13 protein-coding genes are annotated in these 17,116 nt (G+C 59.9%); 6 read left to right on the plus strand and 7 right to left on the minus strand.

The genetic code is table 11. The features are described from left to right. Positions 1–72: 72 nt before the first annotated feature. The 3 genes from ACWORE_RS09175 to ACWORE_RS09185 form a co-directional block, all read right to left on the minus strand. The gene (locus ACWORE_RS09175; RefSeq protein WP_455303608.1) at positions 73–3,681 is read right to left on the minus strand and encodes a murein biosynthesis integral membrane protein MurJ; all 3,609 of its coding nucleotides are present in this window, start codon (positions 3,679–3,681) and stop codon (positions 73–75) included. 142 nt (positions 3,682–3,823) lie between these two features. Continuing rightward, positions 3,824–6,556, minus strand: coding sequence for a hypothetical protein (locus ACWORE_RS09180; RefSeq protein ID WP_455303609.1), 2,733 nt, complete (start codon positions 6,554–6,556; stop codon positions 3,824–3,826). Further along, positions 6,550–7,443 (minus strand): NUDIX domain-containing protein, encoded by an 894-nt coding sequence (locus ACWORE_RS09185; protein ID WP_455303610.1) that lies wholly within the window; start codon positions 7,441–7,443, stop codon positions 6,550–6,552. Before ACWORE_RS09185 ends, ACWORE_RS09180 begins: the two co-directional genes overlap by 7 nt. 151 nt (positions 7,444–7,594) lie before the next feature. On the opposite strand from ACWORE_RS09185, the gene ACWORE_RS09190 reads away from it, so the two are divergent. Genes ACWORE_RS09190 through ACWORE_RS09205 form a run of 4 tightly spaced genes read left to right on the plus strand, consistent with a single transcriptional unit; the run spans position 7,595 to position 10,904 of the window. Continuing rightward, positions 7,595–9,106, plus strand: coding sequence for a CCA tRNA nucleotidyltransferase (locus ACWORE_RS09190; RefSeq protein WP_455303611.1), 1,512 nt, complete (start codon positions 7,595–7,597; stop codon positions 9,104–9,106). Next, the gene (locus ACWORE_RS09195; RefSeq protein WP_455303612.1) at positions 9,103–9,711 is read left to right on the plus strand and encodes a YqgE/AlgH family protein; all 609 of its coding nucleotides are present in this window, start codon (positions 9,103–9,105) and stop codon (positions 9,709–9,711) included. Before ACWORE_RS09190 ends, ACWORE_RS09195 begins: the two co-directional genes overlap by 4 nt. A gap of 30 nt (positions 9,712–9,741) precedes the next feature. Next, the gene (locus tag ACWORE_RS09200) at positions 9,742–10,542 is read left to right on the plus strand and encodes an AzlC family ABC transporter permease (protein WP_455303613.1); all 801 of its coding nucleotides are present in this window, start codon (positions 9,742–9,744) and stop codon (positions 10,540–10,542) included. Then, positions 10,539–10,904, plus strand: a complete 366-nt coding sequence (locus ACWORE_RS09205) for a branched-chain amino acid transporter permease (RefSeq protein WP_303734403.1) — start codon at positions 10,539–10,541, stop codon at positions 10,902–10,904. The genes ACWORE_RS09200 and ACWORE_RS09205 overlap by 4 nt, the downstream gene beginning before the upstream one ends. 41 nt (positions 10,905–10,945) lie before the next feature. Here ACWORE_RS09205 and ACWORE_RS09210 read toward each other — a convergent pair whose 3' ends face one another. Continuing rightward, complete coding sequence (locus ACWORE_RS09210; RefSeq protein WP_448235171.1) at positions 10,946–11,926, minus strand: bile acid:sodium symporter family protein; 981 nt, start codon at positions 11,924–11,926, stop codon at positions 10,946–10,948. 289 nt (positions 11,927–12,215) lie between these two features. Here ACWORE_RS09210 and ACWORE_RS09215 point away from each other — a divergent pair, with 289 nt between their 5' ends. Together ACWORE_RS09215 and ACWORE_RS09220 are read left to right on the plus strand one after the other, a co-directional pair. Next, a complete protein-coding gene (locus tag ACWORE_RS09215; RefSeq protein WP_455303614.1) occupies positions 12,216–13,130 on the plus strand; it encodes an ATP-binding cassette domain-containing protein in 915 nt (304 codons plus the stop codon). Beyond that, positions 13,120–15,249: a YhgE/Pip family protein gene (locus ACWORE_RS09220; RefSeq protein WP_455303615.1), complete on the plus strand. Its 2,130-nt coding sequence runs from the start codon at positions 13,120–13,122 to the stop codon at positions 15,247–15,249. The genes ACWORE_RS09215 and ACWORE_RS09220 overlap by 11 nt, the downstream gene beginning before the upstream one ends. Positions 15,250–15,376: 127 nt before the next feature. On the opposite strand, the gene ACWORE_RS09225 is transcribed toward ACWORE_RS09220, so the two are convergent. Genes ACWORE_RS09225 through ACWORE_RS09235 form a run of 3 tightly spaced genes read right to left on the minus strand, consistent with a single transcriptional unit; the run spans position 15,377 to position 17,098 of the window. Beyond that, on the minus strand, positions 15,377–15,892 hold the full coding sequence (locus tag ACWORE_RS09225) for an NUDIX hydrolase (protein ID WP_296138834.1): 516 nt from the start codon (positions 15,890–15,892) through the stop codon (positions 15,377–15,379). 4 nt (positions 15,893–15,896) lie between these two features. Beyond that, positions 15,897–16,352: an SdpI family protein gene (locus ACWORE_RS09230; RefSeq protein WP_296138836.1), complete on the minus strand. Its 456-nt coding sequence runs from the start codon at positions 16,350–16,352 to the stop codon at positions 15,897–15,899. Between the two features lie 23 nt (positions 16,353–16,375). Next, a complete protein-coding gene (locus tag ACWORE_RS09235; RefSeq protein ID WP_406605279.1) occupies positions 16,376–17,098 on the minus strand; it encodes an SDR family oxidoreductase in 723 nt (240 codons plus the stop codon). Positions 17,099–17,116 lie beyond the last annotated feature (18 nt).

Genomic DNA, 17,116 nt, shown 5'->3' on the forward strand with positions numbered 1-17,116 from the left:
TGTAGACCCCGGGCGCTAGAGCACCCGAGGCCTACGTCGTCACCCCTGGTAGCGAACAGATCATCCTACCGATCACGCCACAGCGTGTGCCGCCGCCCGTGCCATCGACCGCGCGGACGTCGGCTTCACCGTGCTGGATTGGGGCTTATCCACCACACCAGTCACGCCGATCTCCGAAATCTCCGCAGCATCTGGGACTGGCAAGGCCGTAATCCACACCAATACATACTGCGTGTGGGCGGGAACCGTCGACGCTGAGCCCTCCGCACCCGGCGCGGCAGACTGCCGTGCAGCCTTGGGAATATCAATCGTTGTAGAACCATCCTCAAGGTCGGCCGACGCCAGCTCCGTCGTCTCGTCCACGGTCGCCGGTGTCGCCGAACCAGCGGCACGGATTTCCACATGCGTCCCGCTCTTTGCGCCATCGATACGCAGCGAGGTCACGGTTGCGGGTTCCGGCAACGTCATCATGATTCCCATGCCGGACTTCACCGACGTGGCGGAGGAGCCCAACTGCGCCTGGTACTCATCCGAACGCCATTCCGTCGTCCCATTTCCGTCGATAACCAAAGGAACCATGTCGGGGTTATCGGGAGTACCCCGCCCATTCTCCGGAGCCCAATACGCGGCCGCCGTCGGGGTAATCGCTTTCGCCCCGTCGCCCTGAGTAATCGACGAACCAGCGCGCCCTAACGAACCCGAGTTCAGAGGACCGTTATCGCTGCGGTTGATCTTGCCCACCACATACGTCGCGACCAACGCGGCTGCCAGGACCACAACAATGGCCAGCGCACCGATGCCCGCAATGCCCGTGGGCCGGCGCGATGCCTCACCGAAACCAGGGCGAGCCTCAGGGTTCGGGGTGGACTCGTCCGCAGCATGAAGTTCCGCATCGCCTAAACCGGTACGACGCAGCCGATCCGCCAGGGTCTCCGCATCCGCCGACCGGGCGTGCAACGCCTCATCCTGCAGCTCCGCGATCTCCGTCGGAACTGGATTCACATTCTCCAGCAGCAAGCTCAGGGCAACGCCGACGCCGTGCACGTCCTGGCCGTACGAGTTATGCGGCATAACCCCAGGGAAAGCCAGCACGGCCTCACCCGATGAACTAATCCGCAAGCGGTCACGGTGGTCAATCCCCAACGCCGTATCCAGCCGGTGCGCGGTCACCGTGGCCTCCGCCAGACCGGCACACGCAAATGCCGCGGCATACGGATCCGGACGCCCTTGACCCACAGCAGCCAACGCGGAACCCGGGGTCCAGTCCGCCACCACAATCGCCCCCGCAGAGTCGCGGATAATGTGGCGGATCTGCGCCAGACCAGCACATTTCGCCTCGTAAAGGGCAGAGGTGCGGTCAATAATACGGTCCGTCGTATCGCGCGCCGTGCGGTAATCGTCGATACCTGGAATACGCATGGTATCGATGATCGTCAGCGCGAATTCCCTGCCCGACGCCTGCTCGCGGGCATGCCACAAGCGCATGGCATTCGTGCCGCCATGGTCGGCCAATAAGCGGTACCGGCCATTCGCGACGGCAGCCCCCGGCACGAGCTTAGGCCCGCGCACAAAACCGGCCGACATCGGAGGCAAACCAGGTGACGCCGTCGACAAGGCGGTCACGTTGTACGTATCCGCAGCATCGGCCGCGTTGGGAACACCGACCATGTCTTCCGGCGCGGACTGCCGCACCGATACGAACCGACGCAGCCCCGGAATGCGCGCCAACGCCCGGCCGAAAATCGCGATCTCTTCCAGGCCAGACTTCGCCAGGATCAAGCCCGCGACAGCCACCAAAACGATGCCGTCCAAACCAGTGCGTATCAAGGTGGCCAACTTCGGGAACTGCATCAGCCAATCCCCGCGCAGCACCAGATCCAGTAGCCAGCCGGCGAGAGCACCGGCCAAGGACGCGGCGAGCACCCACGTCGTCGACCTCATAACTTCACGGCCGCGCAAGGACCCCAAGGACCGGTGCAGCAACACCGCGCCGACGATCGCACCCGTGATGAAGCCGAACCCGTTGGCAGCCGCCAACAACACGACGACGAAATCAGAGCGCGTGGCCAGGAACGGCGCCAAGTAGGACAGAATGACCTTGGTCAGGGTGATCGCGATGATGATGAACGTCGGAGTCCACGCCTGCTCGCGGGCATAGAACACGCGCAAGTGCAGAAGAACGATCGAGTACGGAACCAGGGTGAACGCGCCGAAACTCAGCGTCCACCCCAACGTTTCCGCCGACGTCGCGTCGAAACGGCCCCATGCGAACAGAGCGCTCGAAATGGTCGTGCCGAATACCGTGAAATAGACAATGACCGGAATCAACGCCATCAGCGTGATCTTCGTGGCCATCGTTAAATCACGGACAACGCCCTGGTTGTCGCCATCGGCGGCATTGCGCGACAAACGCGGCATGATCGCCGTCAACAATGTCACACCGATCACGCCATAAGGCACCTGTAGCAACAACCAATGCTGCTGGTAGATGAACAGGGCACCGGGGTCGGCTGCCGACGCAATACGGTTCGTGAAGAAATACCCTGCCTGGGAAATAGCGACATAAACGACGATCGCCAAACCCATGCCGGCGAACTGCTTGACTCGATCATCGATGCCCCACAGCGGGCGAAGGTCAACCCCGGCCATCCGGAGATACGGGAACAGCATGAGCGCCTGAACTACAACACCTACCGTCGTGCCCGCGCCCAACAAAAGGATGTGAGGATCAGTGATCGCCACGTGCTGGGTTGGGTCCAATGATCCCGGGAGGAACCAGTACGCCAGAAGGACGACCAGCACAATGACGTTGTTGATCACCGGAGCCCACGCGCCGGGCCCGAAAATCCCCTTCGTGTTCAGCACCGCCATGAGCAGCGCAAAAAGGCCGTAGAACAGGATCTGTGGCAACAGAAGATAAGCAAAGACCGTCGCCATCGTGACATTGACTTTGCCGTTCGCGTCCAAGGACAACTGCACCAGCCACGGCGCCCCGAGGACGGCGAGCACGGTCACACCCACTAACAGTGCCGACGCGACCGTTAGCAAGCGTCGAATGAATGCGGCACCGTGGTCCGCGTCCTCTTTCTCTGCGCGCACAAGAACGGGAATGACGAGCGACGTCAAAATTGCGCCCAGGACGATTTCCGTGATGAGGTTCGGCAGAGTGTTCGCACTGGTGTAGGCCGACGCGACGCCGGCGCCCATGGTGGAGCCGATGAGGAGGTTACGGAAGAACCCCGTGATGCGGGACAGCAACGTGGCGACGGCCATCGTCCCGCCGGCCCGGACAACCTCGGTGTCGGTACTTGTGGGTGGCTTGTCTTCACCGTCACTGGTGCCTGCTTGGGACGACGTGTCCCCACTTCCGCCCTGGCCCTGGTTGGGCTTCACCGCGGTGGCTGTCGCCGTCGATGACGAGGCGCGATCGGCGGATGCTTCTGTGCTTCCCCGTGCTCCTTGCTCACCGGACCGGTCGGCGCGTGGCCGCTCGCTGAGCGCAGAGAGGTCGGGGCCAGACTGCTGGGTCGGTTTCTTCCTCGGCTCCGGTACTGGAGCAGGGGGCCTGGGGGTGACGATCCGGCCACGTTGTCCAGCACGTGCCCGAGGGGACGCCGCGGTGTGACGCGGTTGGTGCTCGGGTTGCTCTGGGGAGCTTGGGTTCTCGTCGGTTGAACTCACCTTGCCCATTGTTGCCGACTTGCTTAACGAAGTGGAATCGACATGCCCGTTAGCGCTGTGAATTGGAAATACTGAGGCGGTGGGGTGGCGCTTAGTGCTGGGAAAACAGGGAGTTCATCGGGCAGATCGTAACGACGACAACCTACATGCGTGTTCGTCGTTCCCGCAGGATAAGGCCGATTCCGGCGATCGTAACCAGGATTCCCCCCACAGTTAGGACACCTTTCCAGGAGATACCTGGGGCGGATTGAATGGCGACCGTGGTGGGTTCAGATAGCGCTTGGTTATGGTCGCCGGCTAGCCACAGTTTGAGTTTCGTTTGTTTACTCCGTGCCGCAATATCAGCATGCACCTGGAGAGTCACTGAACCACGGGCAGGCAATGTTTGTTTCAGCTCGTCGAGCTGAACGTTTGATGGACCTTGCCATTGGAGCGACGCCTTGACCGGGAGCGGTAAACCATTGCGCGCTACGATCAGAATGGGCGATGAATCCGACGTCCGCGTGTACACATTGCCCGGCGGGACGAGCTTCACCGAGGTCAACAGGTTGTGAAGCATCGCCTGGCTCTTGTCCAACAGCGTGTCCGAATACTGAGTGACAGTGTCGTATTTCTTCTCACTCCGTCGGCCCTCGTCAGTGAGTGCCCGAAGGAGATCTGTACGTAATGGCGCCGTGAAGTTAAAGCGCGTGAGCTCAATCCGGTCATCATTGCTCATCATGGTGGTCAGCCGTGTGATCGACGACGCCTGCGTCGCCACCCGATGTACATCGTCGCTGCTTACCGTGCCGGGATCCTCATACGGGCGGTTCACGCTCCCCGTGGAATGTGGGGTTTGGGATGTGATGGCGGAGAGCGCGGTGGGTGTGGCCTCCCCACCGAGGAGTGTGCCAACCGCGTCTAAAAATGCGGTGGCGTCCTCGCTACCGGCGGTCCACTGCGCGGGGGGCGTGGCAAGGACGGGCGTGCGCGATTGAATCGTCTGCCACATGACGGCAATGGCGTCCTGCATGCGCGCGTGCGAGGAATCAAGCGTCTCGTGATAGCGCGTCAGCGGTGTGGAATACGCCGCCGTCTCCGGAGTCCCCCCGGTTGCCGCAAGGGTGGCGCCCACATCCGCATTAAACGGAATGGCTGTCACACCGTGGCCAACGTCGACAAGTTTGTTTTCCCACGCGGATTGGTCATGTGTGGCTGAGTCATCGTCGCGGGAACGGGCCGCAGAGTCCCCACCAGCGGAATCATCCTTGTCAGAGGACGAACCATCGCCCGCTGTCGTATCAGACTTGTCCCCCTTGTCCGTTTCAGTGCTGGTAGACAGCGAATTATCCGCGACAAGCGTCGTAACATGCGGATCCCGAGGAGGCCACGAGGCTGGCCGCACTGTATTCGTCGACGCCTCGTCGGACGTGAGAGTAATCGGATTGATCTGCGGTTCCTCACTAGTGGGGGTGCCGGCAGATTTATCGGTATTGGCCACGCCCCCCTCGAATTGCGAGTTCAGATCGATGGGCTCCCCATTGGTATAGGCGTTGGCTAACGACGGTATGGCGTCTTGGTTGAGGTACCCCACGCCGGGAATGGTGATGTTGCTGAGCGTGCTTGTGCCAAGAATAGCTTGAATGTTCGTATCCCCGGTTGAGAGCGTTTGCGCAGCTAGCCAAGGATCCTTGGTGGCTGCGACAGCATTAAGATTGGCCCCCGAGGTGGGCAGCGACACGACACATCCCCCGGATGCCGTATCTTTGAGTTTCTTCAGCCACCTTTCGGCATCGCCCGTGCCCTTGCCATCGCGCGTTTTCGTTCCCTTGGACGATCCCCAACTATCCCGCAAGCGAGTTGTTTCGCTCACGGCGCTCGGCCGCTCATTGGTCACCGAGTACCCGTGAGTCATTCTCTCCACAGTGGTGAGCAGGTCGGGGTCGATGGCCAGGCAGCTCGCCTCTTTAATGCCGTTATTCTTGCTGGCTGCGTTGGCGTAGGCAGACAACAGGCCGTCGAGCCGACCTCCCCGAGCAAGCTCATGGGCGAGCGTTTCGTCGCTCAGCAGGAGTGGAGCTGAGTCAGGAGCTTCACCAGTTTCACCTGGGACGATGGCCGAACGGCTTGCCAGCGGCCACAGGAAAGTAAGTGGTACAGGCTGATTCTCACTGGCCTGTTTATTGTCGCTGTCCGATTTGGCCTTATCCCGGACGGGGAGCAAGAACCTGGATGAACCCTCATATGACCCCGACTGAGCACTGATCACGATGGGGTAGGTCCCCGGATCAGTGATGCCCAACGGCGTGGCTTTGCCATTCCCCTCCGTGATCGGAAGATCAAAAGTCAGAGTGGTGGACTCACCCGGTTTGAGAGTGACAGCGGAGTTATCACCCGAGGACGCGGTGGTTCTACTGTTCTTAGCCGACGTGCTTTTCTTGCCCGATTCGCGTGCCGACGTCGACCCCGTGGATTGCGAATCATTGGCTTGATCGTGGTCGACAGACCCGTTGATCAGGTTGTGGTTAAAGACGTCCTTATTGTCCGCTAACCGCAGACGAGCAGAGGCGGTGTCGACGACGGCGTCGGAGCGCGACAGAGAATAAGTAATGGAGTCGAGGGTGCTTGATGTTGAGTTCGTCAGCTTTACCGTGAACGCAACATGCCCATCGATCGTGGCAATCGTCGGGTTGATCTGGGAAATCGAGACATCAATATCGTTTTTGGAGTGCCCATCCCGCGCCGAGGGGTTGGTCCATTGCGTCGATTCTGCAGCCCGAGCCGTAGGGCCCTGATGTCCCGTTTCGGTGAGCGTCGCCGGGAGTAGTCCGACGGCACAAGCTACAGCACTAGCGCTGCACATGCCGAGGATGCGTGTTCTCCACGGTTTCACCATGGCGTCATCCTCCCCTCCGCATGAGCTTGACGTGCCAGGTCCGGCAGAATCTCGTGCGCGCGCCGGGCCAATTTCCGTTCATCCCCGTAGGCTAGCCGCTCCACGAGCTCAGAGGCAGGGGCCCACGTGACCTCGGTGACTTCAGGATCATCATCATTAAAGATGCCGTCAACATATTCCAACAGATGGTGATGGACCGTCTTATGGATGCGGATTCCGTCGGACACGAACCAATAATCAATAGTCCCCAAGTCCTCGAAGACGCGCCCGGTGAGCCCGGTTTCTTCCCACACTTCACGCTCGGCGGTCGTGGTATGGTCTTCGCCCTGCTCAACGTGGCCTTTGGGGATGGACCACAGTAGCCGCCCACGCCGGTCAAGCCGCCCGATCAGGCATACATAAATGCGATCCATATTCACGATCCCGGCATCGTCCACAGCTTCAGCTAATCCAGAGACGACGAGTCCACCGGCGGACGTTTCCTCCGAGGTAGGCATGTATACGGAAGCGAGGGCGCGGGATTTATTGCGTCGCGAGTTTCGTGACGACCCGCGACCGGAGCGCTGGTCACGTGGTCTACCAGGCCTCGAACGCTTCCCATTATTGCGCGAGTTGTTGCGAGAACCAGCATTACGCGAGCTGTTTCGTCGCGACGTCGCCGAACGCTTCTGATGTGGCTTATTTTTATCCCTCGACGAACCGCTGCCCTGGTTGTGGTTACCCTTCTTCCTATCGCCACCCTGGCGGTTATTTTTCGAGCTAGAGGTGCTGCGTCGGCGTCGACCCCCGTTTGTGCGTCGCGTGCGCCGTGACGACCCGCCGCCCCCCGTGTGGCCAGCGTCGGACGAGTCTTGGCTCGCTGACTGTGGCCGTGTGCTCCTACTCATTCTTTTCAGGATAGAGGCCGACGAACCCATGTGGGTAGATAGGCCAGTCACATTGCGCGTTCCCTGTGGATAAATGGTCACTTGTGGATAACTCGCGTCGTATCGATCGGTGGGGACTAGACACGCTTTGACGACCGGTACGATATCTGACATGGCTGGTTCGTCCTCACTCTCCCATTCGCGTCCGTCCGATTCGAGCTCCTCGCATGACACGTCCGTTATGGAGGCAGAGTATTTGGCACGTGCGCACAGAGACTTGGCCTCCTTAGTCCCCGTGATGACACCCCTTGCCCGGGCTTTTAATGATGATGATTGCGACCTCTACTTGGTCGGGGGTTCCGTCCGAGATGCTCTTTTAGGGCGTTTGAGTAGTGATCTTGACTTTACGACGAATGCCCGGCCGCAGGATATCCACCGGCTGTTGGAGAGCACGTGCGATGCCGTGTGGGATACGGGCATCGACTACGGCACAGTTTCGGGCCAACGCAGCGGCCAAGATATAGAGGTGACGACATTTCGCGCCGACACCTATGACGGCGAATCACGAAACCCCGAGGTCACCTTTGGTGATTCCGTAGACAAAGACCTAACCCGCAGGGATTTCACCGTCAACGCGATGGCTGTTGAGGTTCGTGGCGACGGTTCTCAGGTGTTTCACGATCCACTCCACGGATTAACTGACCTCGTCCGCGGTTATCTTGATACACCGGACGATCCGGCGATTTCGTTTCACGACGACCCCCTCCGCATGCTCCGGGCCTGCCGTTTTGTGTCCCAACTGGGGCTTCGTGTGGCTCCACGTGTGCGTGAGGCCATGGAGAGGATGGCGGGGGACATCCAGCGGATCACAGCAGAACGGATCCACGCTGAGCTGGATAAATTAATCCTCGGGGACCACCCGACCGACGGGATTGAACTCATGGTGGACACCGGTTTGGCGGACTACATCATTCCCGAAATTCCTGCCATGCGCATGACCCGTGACGAGCACATGCAGCACAAAGATGTGTATGCCCATTCGCTGCAGGTGCTGCGCCAAGCTATTGATCGTGAACCGGATGGTCCGGACTTAGTCCTGCGGTGGGCTGCGCTGCTCCACGACTGCGGAAAGCCGAGCACTCGCGCCCCGAAACCCGGTGGAGGCGTCACGTTTTACCACCACGATGTGGTGGGGGCGAAAATGGCCCGCAAGCGGTTCAGGGCATTGAAATATAGCAAGCAGTTCATCAAAGATGTCTCGGGTTTGATCTACCTGCACCAGCGCTTCCACGGCTATACCGAAAAAGCGTGGAATGATTCCGCTGTTCGCCGCTATGTGACCGATGCGGGGCCCCTTTTGCCTCGGCTTCACCGGCTCGTACGGGCGGACTGTACAACCAGGAACAAGGCGAAAGCCCGGCGTTTACAACGCTTGTACGACGATCTCGAACGTCGTATTGAGGAGATTCAGCATAAAGAGGATCTCGCTCGCATCCGTCCAGATCTTGACGGAAACGACATTATGACGATCCTAGATATTGAACCAGGACCGATGGTAGGAAAAGCCTGGAAGCACATGAAAGATGTTCGCCTGGATCAGGGGCCTTTAGAGCGCGAAGACGCCATCCTAGAGCTGAAGAAATGGTGGACTGAGGAACAGGACTCAGAGGAGCAACATTCATGAGTGATATCTACAGCGATCGCCTGTTCAATGGGCTGAGTAAAACACCCCCTGAGGCAGGAATGTTGCTGGTCTCTGCACCCGGAACGGTGTCTGCTGAGCTGACCCGCTCCGTCATTTTCCTTCTCGACGTTGGCCCCCCCGACGGTGCCGTCGGCGTTGACCTGACAGAACGCACCGAGATGGCAACACACAACGTCCTGCCGCAGTGGACGCCGCTTATTACTGCACCTCAGGTGATTTATCTCGGCGGACCGGTGGGCCACAACACGGTTCTTGCCGTCGGGGTAGCGAAACCAGATACCGCCATCGACGACAGCACGTTGTTCTCCACCACGGCGCACCGATTTGTGACAGTTAACTTAGATGCCGACCCCGACGACGTGAAAGGGAAACTGCACGGTCTTCGCATGTTCGGCGGATACGCCGGATGGGGGCCAGGCCAACTTGACGCCGAAATTGAGCGCGGAAACTGGTACGTGGCGCCGGCATTAACCGAAGACGTCCTCGCCCCAGCCAATGTTGATGTGTGGGGGCAGGTGATGCGTCGCCAAGAGCAGCCACTCCCCCTCTTCGCGACCTACCCCATTGACCCGAACGAGAATTAACCGTCACCTTGCACCCGTAGAGAACACGTTATGGACACACCACCACACCGCGGATCACCGCAGAACAACCCCGCACACGGCGGTTCTTTAGGCCCCGACATCCGGCAAGGTTTAGCTGAAACCTGGGCAATTGGGCTGGGGCTGATTCCGCTTGGACTTTCCTTCGGCCTTCTGGTCGTCCAATCAGGTTTTTCCTGGTGGTGGGCACCAATTTTGTCCACCATTATTTACGCGGGATCCATGGAGTTCCTCGCCATCAGCTTGATCAGCAGCGGGATTGGGCTGTTTTCTGCTGGGCTAACAGCGCTGATGGTGAACTTCCGTCACGCGTTTTACGGCCTGACCTTCCCTCGGCACGCGATTAAGAGCCGCGCCTGGCGCGTCTACTCCACCTACGCGTTGACCGATGAGTCCTATGCCATCGCATCGACGTCCATGGCGAAGAACAGCTCGATCAGCGGCGTCCACGTCCTGACAATCCAGGTCGTTGTGCAAGCCCTCTGGTTGGCGTCGGGAATAGTTGGTGCTCTCGTCGGGCAGTACATTCCCACCATCGACGGGATGTCCTTCGCTCTCGTCGCCCTGTTCATTGTGCTCACCATGGAGTCATTTTCCGCGAATCCGGACTGGTCGCTACCCGGCCTTGCCCTGGTCTGCGCGGCCGTCGGATGGATCGTGTCGGAGCAATCTCTCATGGTTATCGGGCTGGGCCTCTACCTTGCTGTGCTCCTCGTGCGGTTTTGGTCCCCTACTGTCGACGAAACCCTTACGCTGCGGTTCGGCCGTGGCCACGCTGACCCTACCGACGGTGAAGGGGGAACACCACGATGAATCACACGCTGGCTTATGGCGATTACGGGTTGCCCGAAGGTGTGTCACTGTCCCACACGCTCGCGATGCTGTGCGTGATCGGTGTCGTCACCGTTGCCCTGCGCGCGTTTCCATTTCCGTTTATTGCGCGCTTGCGGGGATCGGATTTCGTCGCCCACCTCAGCCGAACCATGCCGGTGGGCGTAACCATGGTGCTCATTGTCTACACCGCTGTGGAAACCTCGCACGACAGCGGCGGATGGTGGCCCGTCCTTGTCGCTATCGCGGGAACCTGCCTGCTTCATGCGTGGCGGCACAGCGTGACGCTCTCCATTTTCGGTGGAACCGCGCTCTACGTTTTGCTGCTCAACGTTGTGGCGTAGCGGTGCCGGCCTCGGCCGATTCGGTTAACTGGCGTGTTCGTCTAGCTGGCGGCGTGTTCGTCCAACTGGCGCGCGTATCGGCTCGCGCGCACCGAGCACACCATCAGCTGAATTTGGTGGAACACCATCAGCGGCAAAATGATCACCGCAGCGCTCTGGGGGAAAATGACGGCCGCCATGGGGAGGCCCGTCGCCAAGGATTTTTTAGTCCCGCAGAACTGAATGGCCACGCGATCGCCGTAATCGAAGCCGAAACGGCTCGCGGCGGTCCACGTCAACCACAGCATCAGCTCGACCAAAATAAGGGACAGCAGGACGACGATCACCAGCTGCCACCACGCAATCGACGTCCACACGCCCAATACGATCCCCTCCGAAAACGCCCCGTATACCACGAAAGCGATGGACAGCCGGTCCACATTCTTCGTCACTGGGCTTGCCGACATTTTCGCGATCGGACGCCACAAACGTGCAATCTGGCCAAGAATGAATGGCACAAGTAACTGCAGCGCAACGTCGATAAACACGCTGCCGGATACGTGGAAACCCGACCCCGACATGAAAAACATCACGAGAACAGGCGTGATTACGACACCTAATAGATTCGACGTCGACGCGCTGACGATGGCGCCCGCCACGTTCCCCCTGGCAACGGACGTGAACGCCACCGACGACTGGACCGTCGACGGCACGAGGCAGAGGAACAAAAAGCCGGCATACAGGTTGTGCCCCACCATGTGCTGAAGTGGGAAGAGCGCGATACCGATGATCGGGAAGACGACGTAGGTAAAAGCCAGAATGAGGGTGTGAAGGCGCCAGTGCTTGAGGCCTTCGAACGCCTCGGCGGGTGAGAGGCGCGCGCCGTAGAGGAAGAACAGAAATGCAATCGCCCCGGTGGTGACGGTATCCCACGCGCTGGCGAAAGACCCGCGAGCAGGGAAAAGGATAGCGATCGTCACTGCTGAGAGGATCATGACGATCAACGTATCGGGCCGCCAGGAGGCAATTTTGCGAAGATTCACGTCACTATTCTAAAAACCTTCGCGCTGGGGCGGGGTGATGTAGGAAAATCGCTGCAAACGCTGGAGGAAACGCCGCCGGCGCTCAAGGGGCTACTACCGGCGTAGACGCTGGCGTAGAAGGCGATTCGCCGAGGTCTCTTAGCTTTGCACCACACGTCCGTGGGGGCCACGGATGAAACTTCATCATACTTTTAAATGAAAAATAATTAGTGGGTGGAAACCGTTGTGTTATTATTTCGCTCACAAGCTTTTCAGTACAAAAGTAAATCTTGAGATGATAAGGAGCTGTGTGGTGCGAAGTAGCTTCATGCCTGTGGACATTTCGGCACAGGACGTCGAGCTGTCGACAAAAAGGGGTCCAGTGTACGGGCCGCTAAGTTTCACTGTTCAACCGGGAGAAACGGTCGCGCTCGTCGCCGGCCAGTCCAACGGACTGTCGAGCCTGCTGCTCACCCTGGTGGGGCGCATGAAGCCCTCGGGCGGAACAGTCACTGTGGGTGGGATCACCATTCCCCAACACATGCGGAAAGTCCAAAAGATCGCGACATTCGCTGGGTTCGAGAATCTGGATGATCTGGATCCTGCACTGACCATCGCGGAAATAGCCTACGAGCGGATCTCACTCGAATCGCCGATCATTGCTCGTCGGCCCGGGTGGGAGGGCGAGCATATGACGTCATGCCTCCACGCAGCTTTTGGAACCGAGCCCCCGGGGCCCGACGTTCCCATCGAAGACCTCTCCGTGTTGGGGCAGGCGCAGGCGCGGCTTTTCGTCGCGCTCGTGTGTCGTCCCTCCGTGATCAGCTATAACGATGTCGATTCCCTCCGCAATCCGAATGACCAGGCTGCCCTATGGGAATCGCTGCAGCGTGCCTCTGCGCTAGGAATCACGATCGTTGCGAACACCGCCAACATCGGCGCCATCCCTGAGGGCGTTCGACAGATCTTCGCTGAGCGCCCCGACAATCGGGATGAAAGCCGCATCACCGACGAATCCGCAGATCAATCCGCAGATGAGCTCGCAAATGAGGAAACGCGCGTCGATATCCCCCGCTCCCCCATGACGTCTTCTCAGAACGACGCCAGCCTCGGGGGCACGTTCGACACCTCACTGGACAACACGACCCGCCACCGAGCGGGCAGCACACCTGCTTATCAGCACACCCATGCTCTCGCCGCCGAGGAGGCCAACCATGGCGAATAACAAGCCCAACCACAGTAAAGACGCGGGTTCCTCGCCTGCTCGGCCGAAACGACGAGGCCTCACCGCGCGCGGGAAAGGCGCGTCCGCCTATCGCGAACGCATCATGCCCCGCATGTTGATCGGGCGGAACTCGGAAATCCACCGCCTGCGCATCTTCCCCGTCGCGCTCGTCATTCTGGCAACCATCCCGCTGCTCGTCGGCGCGTTCTTCCTCTGGGCCAACCAAAATCCGACGGAAAACCTCAGCGACATGAAGGTCGCCGTCGTCAATAATGACCGTCCGGCAGAAAAAGACGGACAACCGGTCAATGTTGGCCCGGAGATTATTCAGAATGTTAAGGCCAACCCCACCTTCGATTGGCAATTCCCCTCAGAGTCGGAAGCCAGGAAAGGTCTGGAGGACGGTAAGTACTTCGCTACCGTTGTGATTCCGCAAGATTTTTCCTCGTCCGTGGCGTCCATCGGTACCGGGAATCCGCACCGGGCTGTGCTGAACTTCGACTATAACGACGCGAACGGTAAATCGGCGTCGGTCCTGTTGAAAGCAGCAGCTGAGCGCCTGCACTCGACGATTAATGAGTCGATCACCAACACAGCCAGCGCCAAGGTGTTCTCGTCGCTCAACGAAATCCATGAAGGAATGGGTAAGGCTGCCGACGGTTCCGGCCAGTTGGCTAATGGTGCAAAGACCGCCAATAGCGGTGCGACCCAGCTGGATAACGGCGCCAGTAAGCTTCTCAATGGATCGTCGCAGTTGAAGGACGGCGCCGGGACGCTCACGTCGAAACTGGGTGAAGCCCACGCGGGTGCAAAGAAGCTCGATGATGGGTCTGCGCAGCTCCAAGCCGGCGCGCAGCAGCTCACTGACAAGTTAGGCCTTGCCCACGAGAAATCGACGGAACTGGTGAGCGGTGCTCAGCAGGTTGCCGACGGTAACGCCAAGCTGGCACAGGGCAACGCTCAACTCGCAGCTGGGCTCGATGAGATGAAAGGTAAGCTGGCCGCGATTGAGGGAATCCCCGGTATCAACCAGCTGCCTCAGGTCCGGCAACTTCTCGACGGCGTTAATCAGGCAAATTCGGCAGCTCACCAGCTCGCCGACGGTGCTCAGAAGGCCTCCGATGGTTCCCGACGAGTGGCCGACGGCAGCACGCAGATTAGCGGTGCGCTCCAGCAATTCCAGGATGGTAGCCAAACCATCGCCTCGAAGCTGGGTGAAGCGCATGCAGGTGCAGGGCAGCTCAGCAACGGTCTGAGCCAGTTGCAGGGCGGTGCGAGCCGGCTCCAGGACGGTGCAACTACGCTGAATAATGGTCAAAAAGACCTGAAGAACGGAACGACGCAGCTAGCCGGAGGAACCGGGAAGCTGTCAGAGGGTGCGGGTACGCTGCACGATAGTTTGGCATCCTCGCAGGATCGCGTACCAGCCTTTACGACGCAGATGGTCGCTCACAACGCGGACACCATGGCTGGCCCGTCGGAACTGAATGAGAGCTGGGTACACAAGGTGTCGTCGATGGGTGAAGGCCTAGCCCCGTTCCTGGCTGGCTTCGGAATTTTCTTGGGCGGATTGTTCGTGTGGCAGGTGGTTCGGCCACTCCCCCGACGGAACCTTGCTGCGTCGGTGTCCTCGCTGCGGTTGGCTATCCGCACCACCACTCCAGCGCTGTTGATCAGCGTTTTGCAGGTTGCGCTGCTGGTTGGCATCAGCTGGTTTACGTTGGATATTCGTCCCCGAAACCTCCTCGCCTGGACGGCCCTCATGTTGCTGGGCGGATTCGGATTCTTGATCTTCCAGCAGGCGCTGATTATCTGGTTCGGTGAAGGAAAAGGGCAGTTGTTGGGCATCGTTGCCTTGGTGGTGCAGCTCGCGTCCGCGGGCGGGCTGTACCCCATCGAAACATCGCCCAAGTTCTTCCAGATACTTCACCCATTCATGCCACTTAGTTGGCTCATTGAAGGGATGAGACAAGCCGGGGTCGGTGAATTGAACGCTCAATTCTGGAATTCCGCACTTGTGTTGGCTTTCGTAGCGGTGCTGACCATGGTCTTCCTGGTCTGGGGAGTATCCCGCAAGCGGGTATACACGATGTCTACCCTGCACCCAGCCGTGGTGTAAGGGGCTGGCGGGGCGAGGGACTAACTCTCAGCTCCAGCGCTGTAATCCTCCCAGTCCTGCTCGGATTGGGAGGATTTTTCTATGGTCAAGCCCGGTTAACTAGGTCTCGACGGGCACCATGTCGGACTTACTCCGCCCTGGGAAGCGGCCCCCACGACGCAGCCCCACCGTGATCTGCATCGTCGCAGGCCCGAGCGATAATGGCCCGGAACCGCGGTTTCATATCGGGCAATTCGTTCACATCGCACCAGGCAACGGCTTGGGATTCGTCGTCGCCAATACCGACCTCGGGCGAATCGTCCCGAAGCGACGCACGAAACGCGGTGTCCACATATGAGGTCACATCGCCATTGGGGTACGTCACCGGCCCGACCGCCTGGACATTCAAAAGAGATTCGATCGTGATAAGCGTCCGCGTCTCTTCCTGGGCTTCCCGGACAGCCGCAACATGAGGGTGCTCACCTGGGTCAACGATGCCCGTCACGGGCGTCCATTGCCCATTATCGACGCGACGGACCAGCAGAACTTCACGCGCACCGGGAGCGGAACCGTCGCGAAGAATGACGACAGTCACCCCAGGAAGCCACAGCGGGTCGTGGCCAATTTTGGAGCGAAGATTAATGATGAAGGGCGGTGTAGCCATCGGCCTAGGAATCCGCAGCCTGTGCGGCACGTCGAGCGGCATCGATATCGACGGCCACGGGCTTGCTGGGTTGTTGTGAAGCGTCGCCACCACCGCAGGAGCAGGACGTATTGCTCTCCTCGGCTTGTTGTTGAGCGTCAAGCACCGCGACAGTGTGCGCGCCCATGGCGGAACCCACACCGATGAGCGCCACCGATGCGATGATAGCGACGGCAACCCACAGCCATGCCCATCCGGAAGCACCAAAAGCGACAACTCCCCCGAGCAGCAGAGCCAACGCACCGACTGTCCAGCTCGGCGCGGCCACTTTGTGCGCAAGTTCCCACATGGCGGGATCACGTCGAACCTCGGGGACACGAATGCCCACCCAGCTGTTCCCGGGAAGTTTTCCTCCCCAGGCGGCCAGGCCCACGCCACCCAGTGCAACAGCGAGAATAACCAGAATGATGCCGACAATCATGGTTCTAGTGTAAGCCCGCCGCGTTACGCGATCACAGGCCGGACGCGGATCTCTTCCACGGTGCATTCGGGTTTGGCATCGATGGCTGTGCGCACCGCGGCCGCGATGGATTCCGGCTGCACATAAATGGCTCCGTCGTAGTCCTCGGGCGCCATTCCCTTCTCTGCCTGGATTTCGCGTTGCATATCAGTATCGACGCGACCTGGGTGGACCGAGGTCACGCGCACAACACCGCGCTCTTCTTCGCGGAGTGCGTCGGTAATAGCGCGCAGAGCGAACTTAGAGGCGCAGTACGGGGCACTGCCGGGGCGGGACCTGTGCCCGGAGCCGGAATTGATAGCCACAATGTCGCCGTGGGTGGCGCGTAACTTCGGCAAGAGCTGCCGGATGAGGTCCACCTGCGCAACAACGTTGAGGTCAAGCACCCGCACCCAGTCTTCGCGGGAGACATCGGCAATCGCGCCGCCGACCGATATCCCGGCGCTGAGAACAAGCACGTCCAACGCGGGCTCAGGAAAAGCTTTAAGAGCCTTGCCGACGGATGACGGGTCTGTGAGATCCGCGACGAATGGTCGCGCATCGGGGACGGTCTCTTGGGCCTTCTTGACGCTCTCTTTGCTGGTCCCGCCGATGTAGACGGTGTGTGTGGTGGCGAGGTCGTGGGCGATGGCTAGCCCGATACCGCGGGTCCCTCCTGTGATGAGGGCGATGGGACGTTCGGAGGATGTGGTGGGCGGTGTGGTCATGGGGGTGGCTCCTCAGTG

Source organism: Corynebacterium sp. c7Ub_26 (assembly GCF_053760365.1).

Coding starts and splice junctions, on each gene's coding strand:
- ACWORE_RS09180 (WP_455303609.1), bottom strand. CDS start 6,556: ATGGTGAAACCGTGGAGAACACGCATCCTCGGCATGTGCAGCGCTAGT.
- ACWORE_RS09185 (WP_455303610.1), bottom strand. CDS start 7,443: ATGAGTAGGAGCACACGGCCACAGTCAGCGAGCCAAGACTCGTCCGAC.
- ACWORE_RS09190 (WP_455303611.1), top strand. CDS start 7,595: ATGGCTGGTTCGTCCTCACTCTCCCATTCGCGTCCGTCCGATTCGAGC.
- ACWORE_RS09195 (WP_455303612.1), top strand. CDS start 9,103: ATGAGTGATATCTACAGCGATCGCCTGTTCAATGGGCTGAGTAAAACA.
- ACWORE_RS09200 (WP_455303613.1), top strand. CDS start 9,742: ATGGACACACCACCACACCGCGGATCACCGCAGAACAACCCCGCACAC.
- ACWORE_RS09205 (WP_303734403.1), top strand. CDS start 10,539: ATGAATCACACGCTGGCTTATGGCGATTACGGGTTGCCCGAAGGTGTG.
- ACWORE_RS09220 (WP_455303615.1), top strand. CDS start 13,120: ATGGCGAATAACAAGCCCAACCACAGTAAAGACGCGGGTTCCTCGCCT.
- ACWORE_RS09225 (WP_296138834.1), bottom strand. CDS start 15,892: ATGGCTACACCGCCCTTCATCATTAATCTTCGCTCCAAAATTGGCCAC.
- ACWORE_RS09230 (WP_296138836.1), bottom strand. CDS start 16,352: ATGATTGTCGGCATCATTCTGGTTATTCTCGCTGTTGCACTGGGTGGC.
- ACWORE_RS09235 (WP_406605279.1), bottom strand. CDS start 17,098: ATGACCACACCGCCCACCACATCCTCCGAACGTCCCATCGCCCTCATC.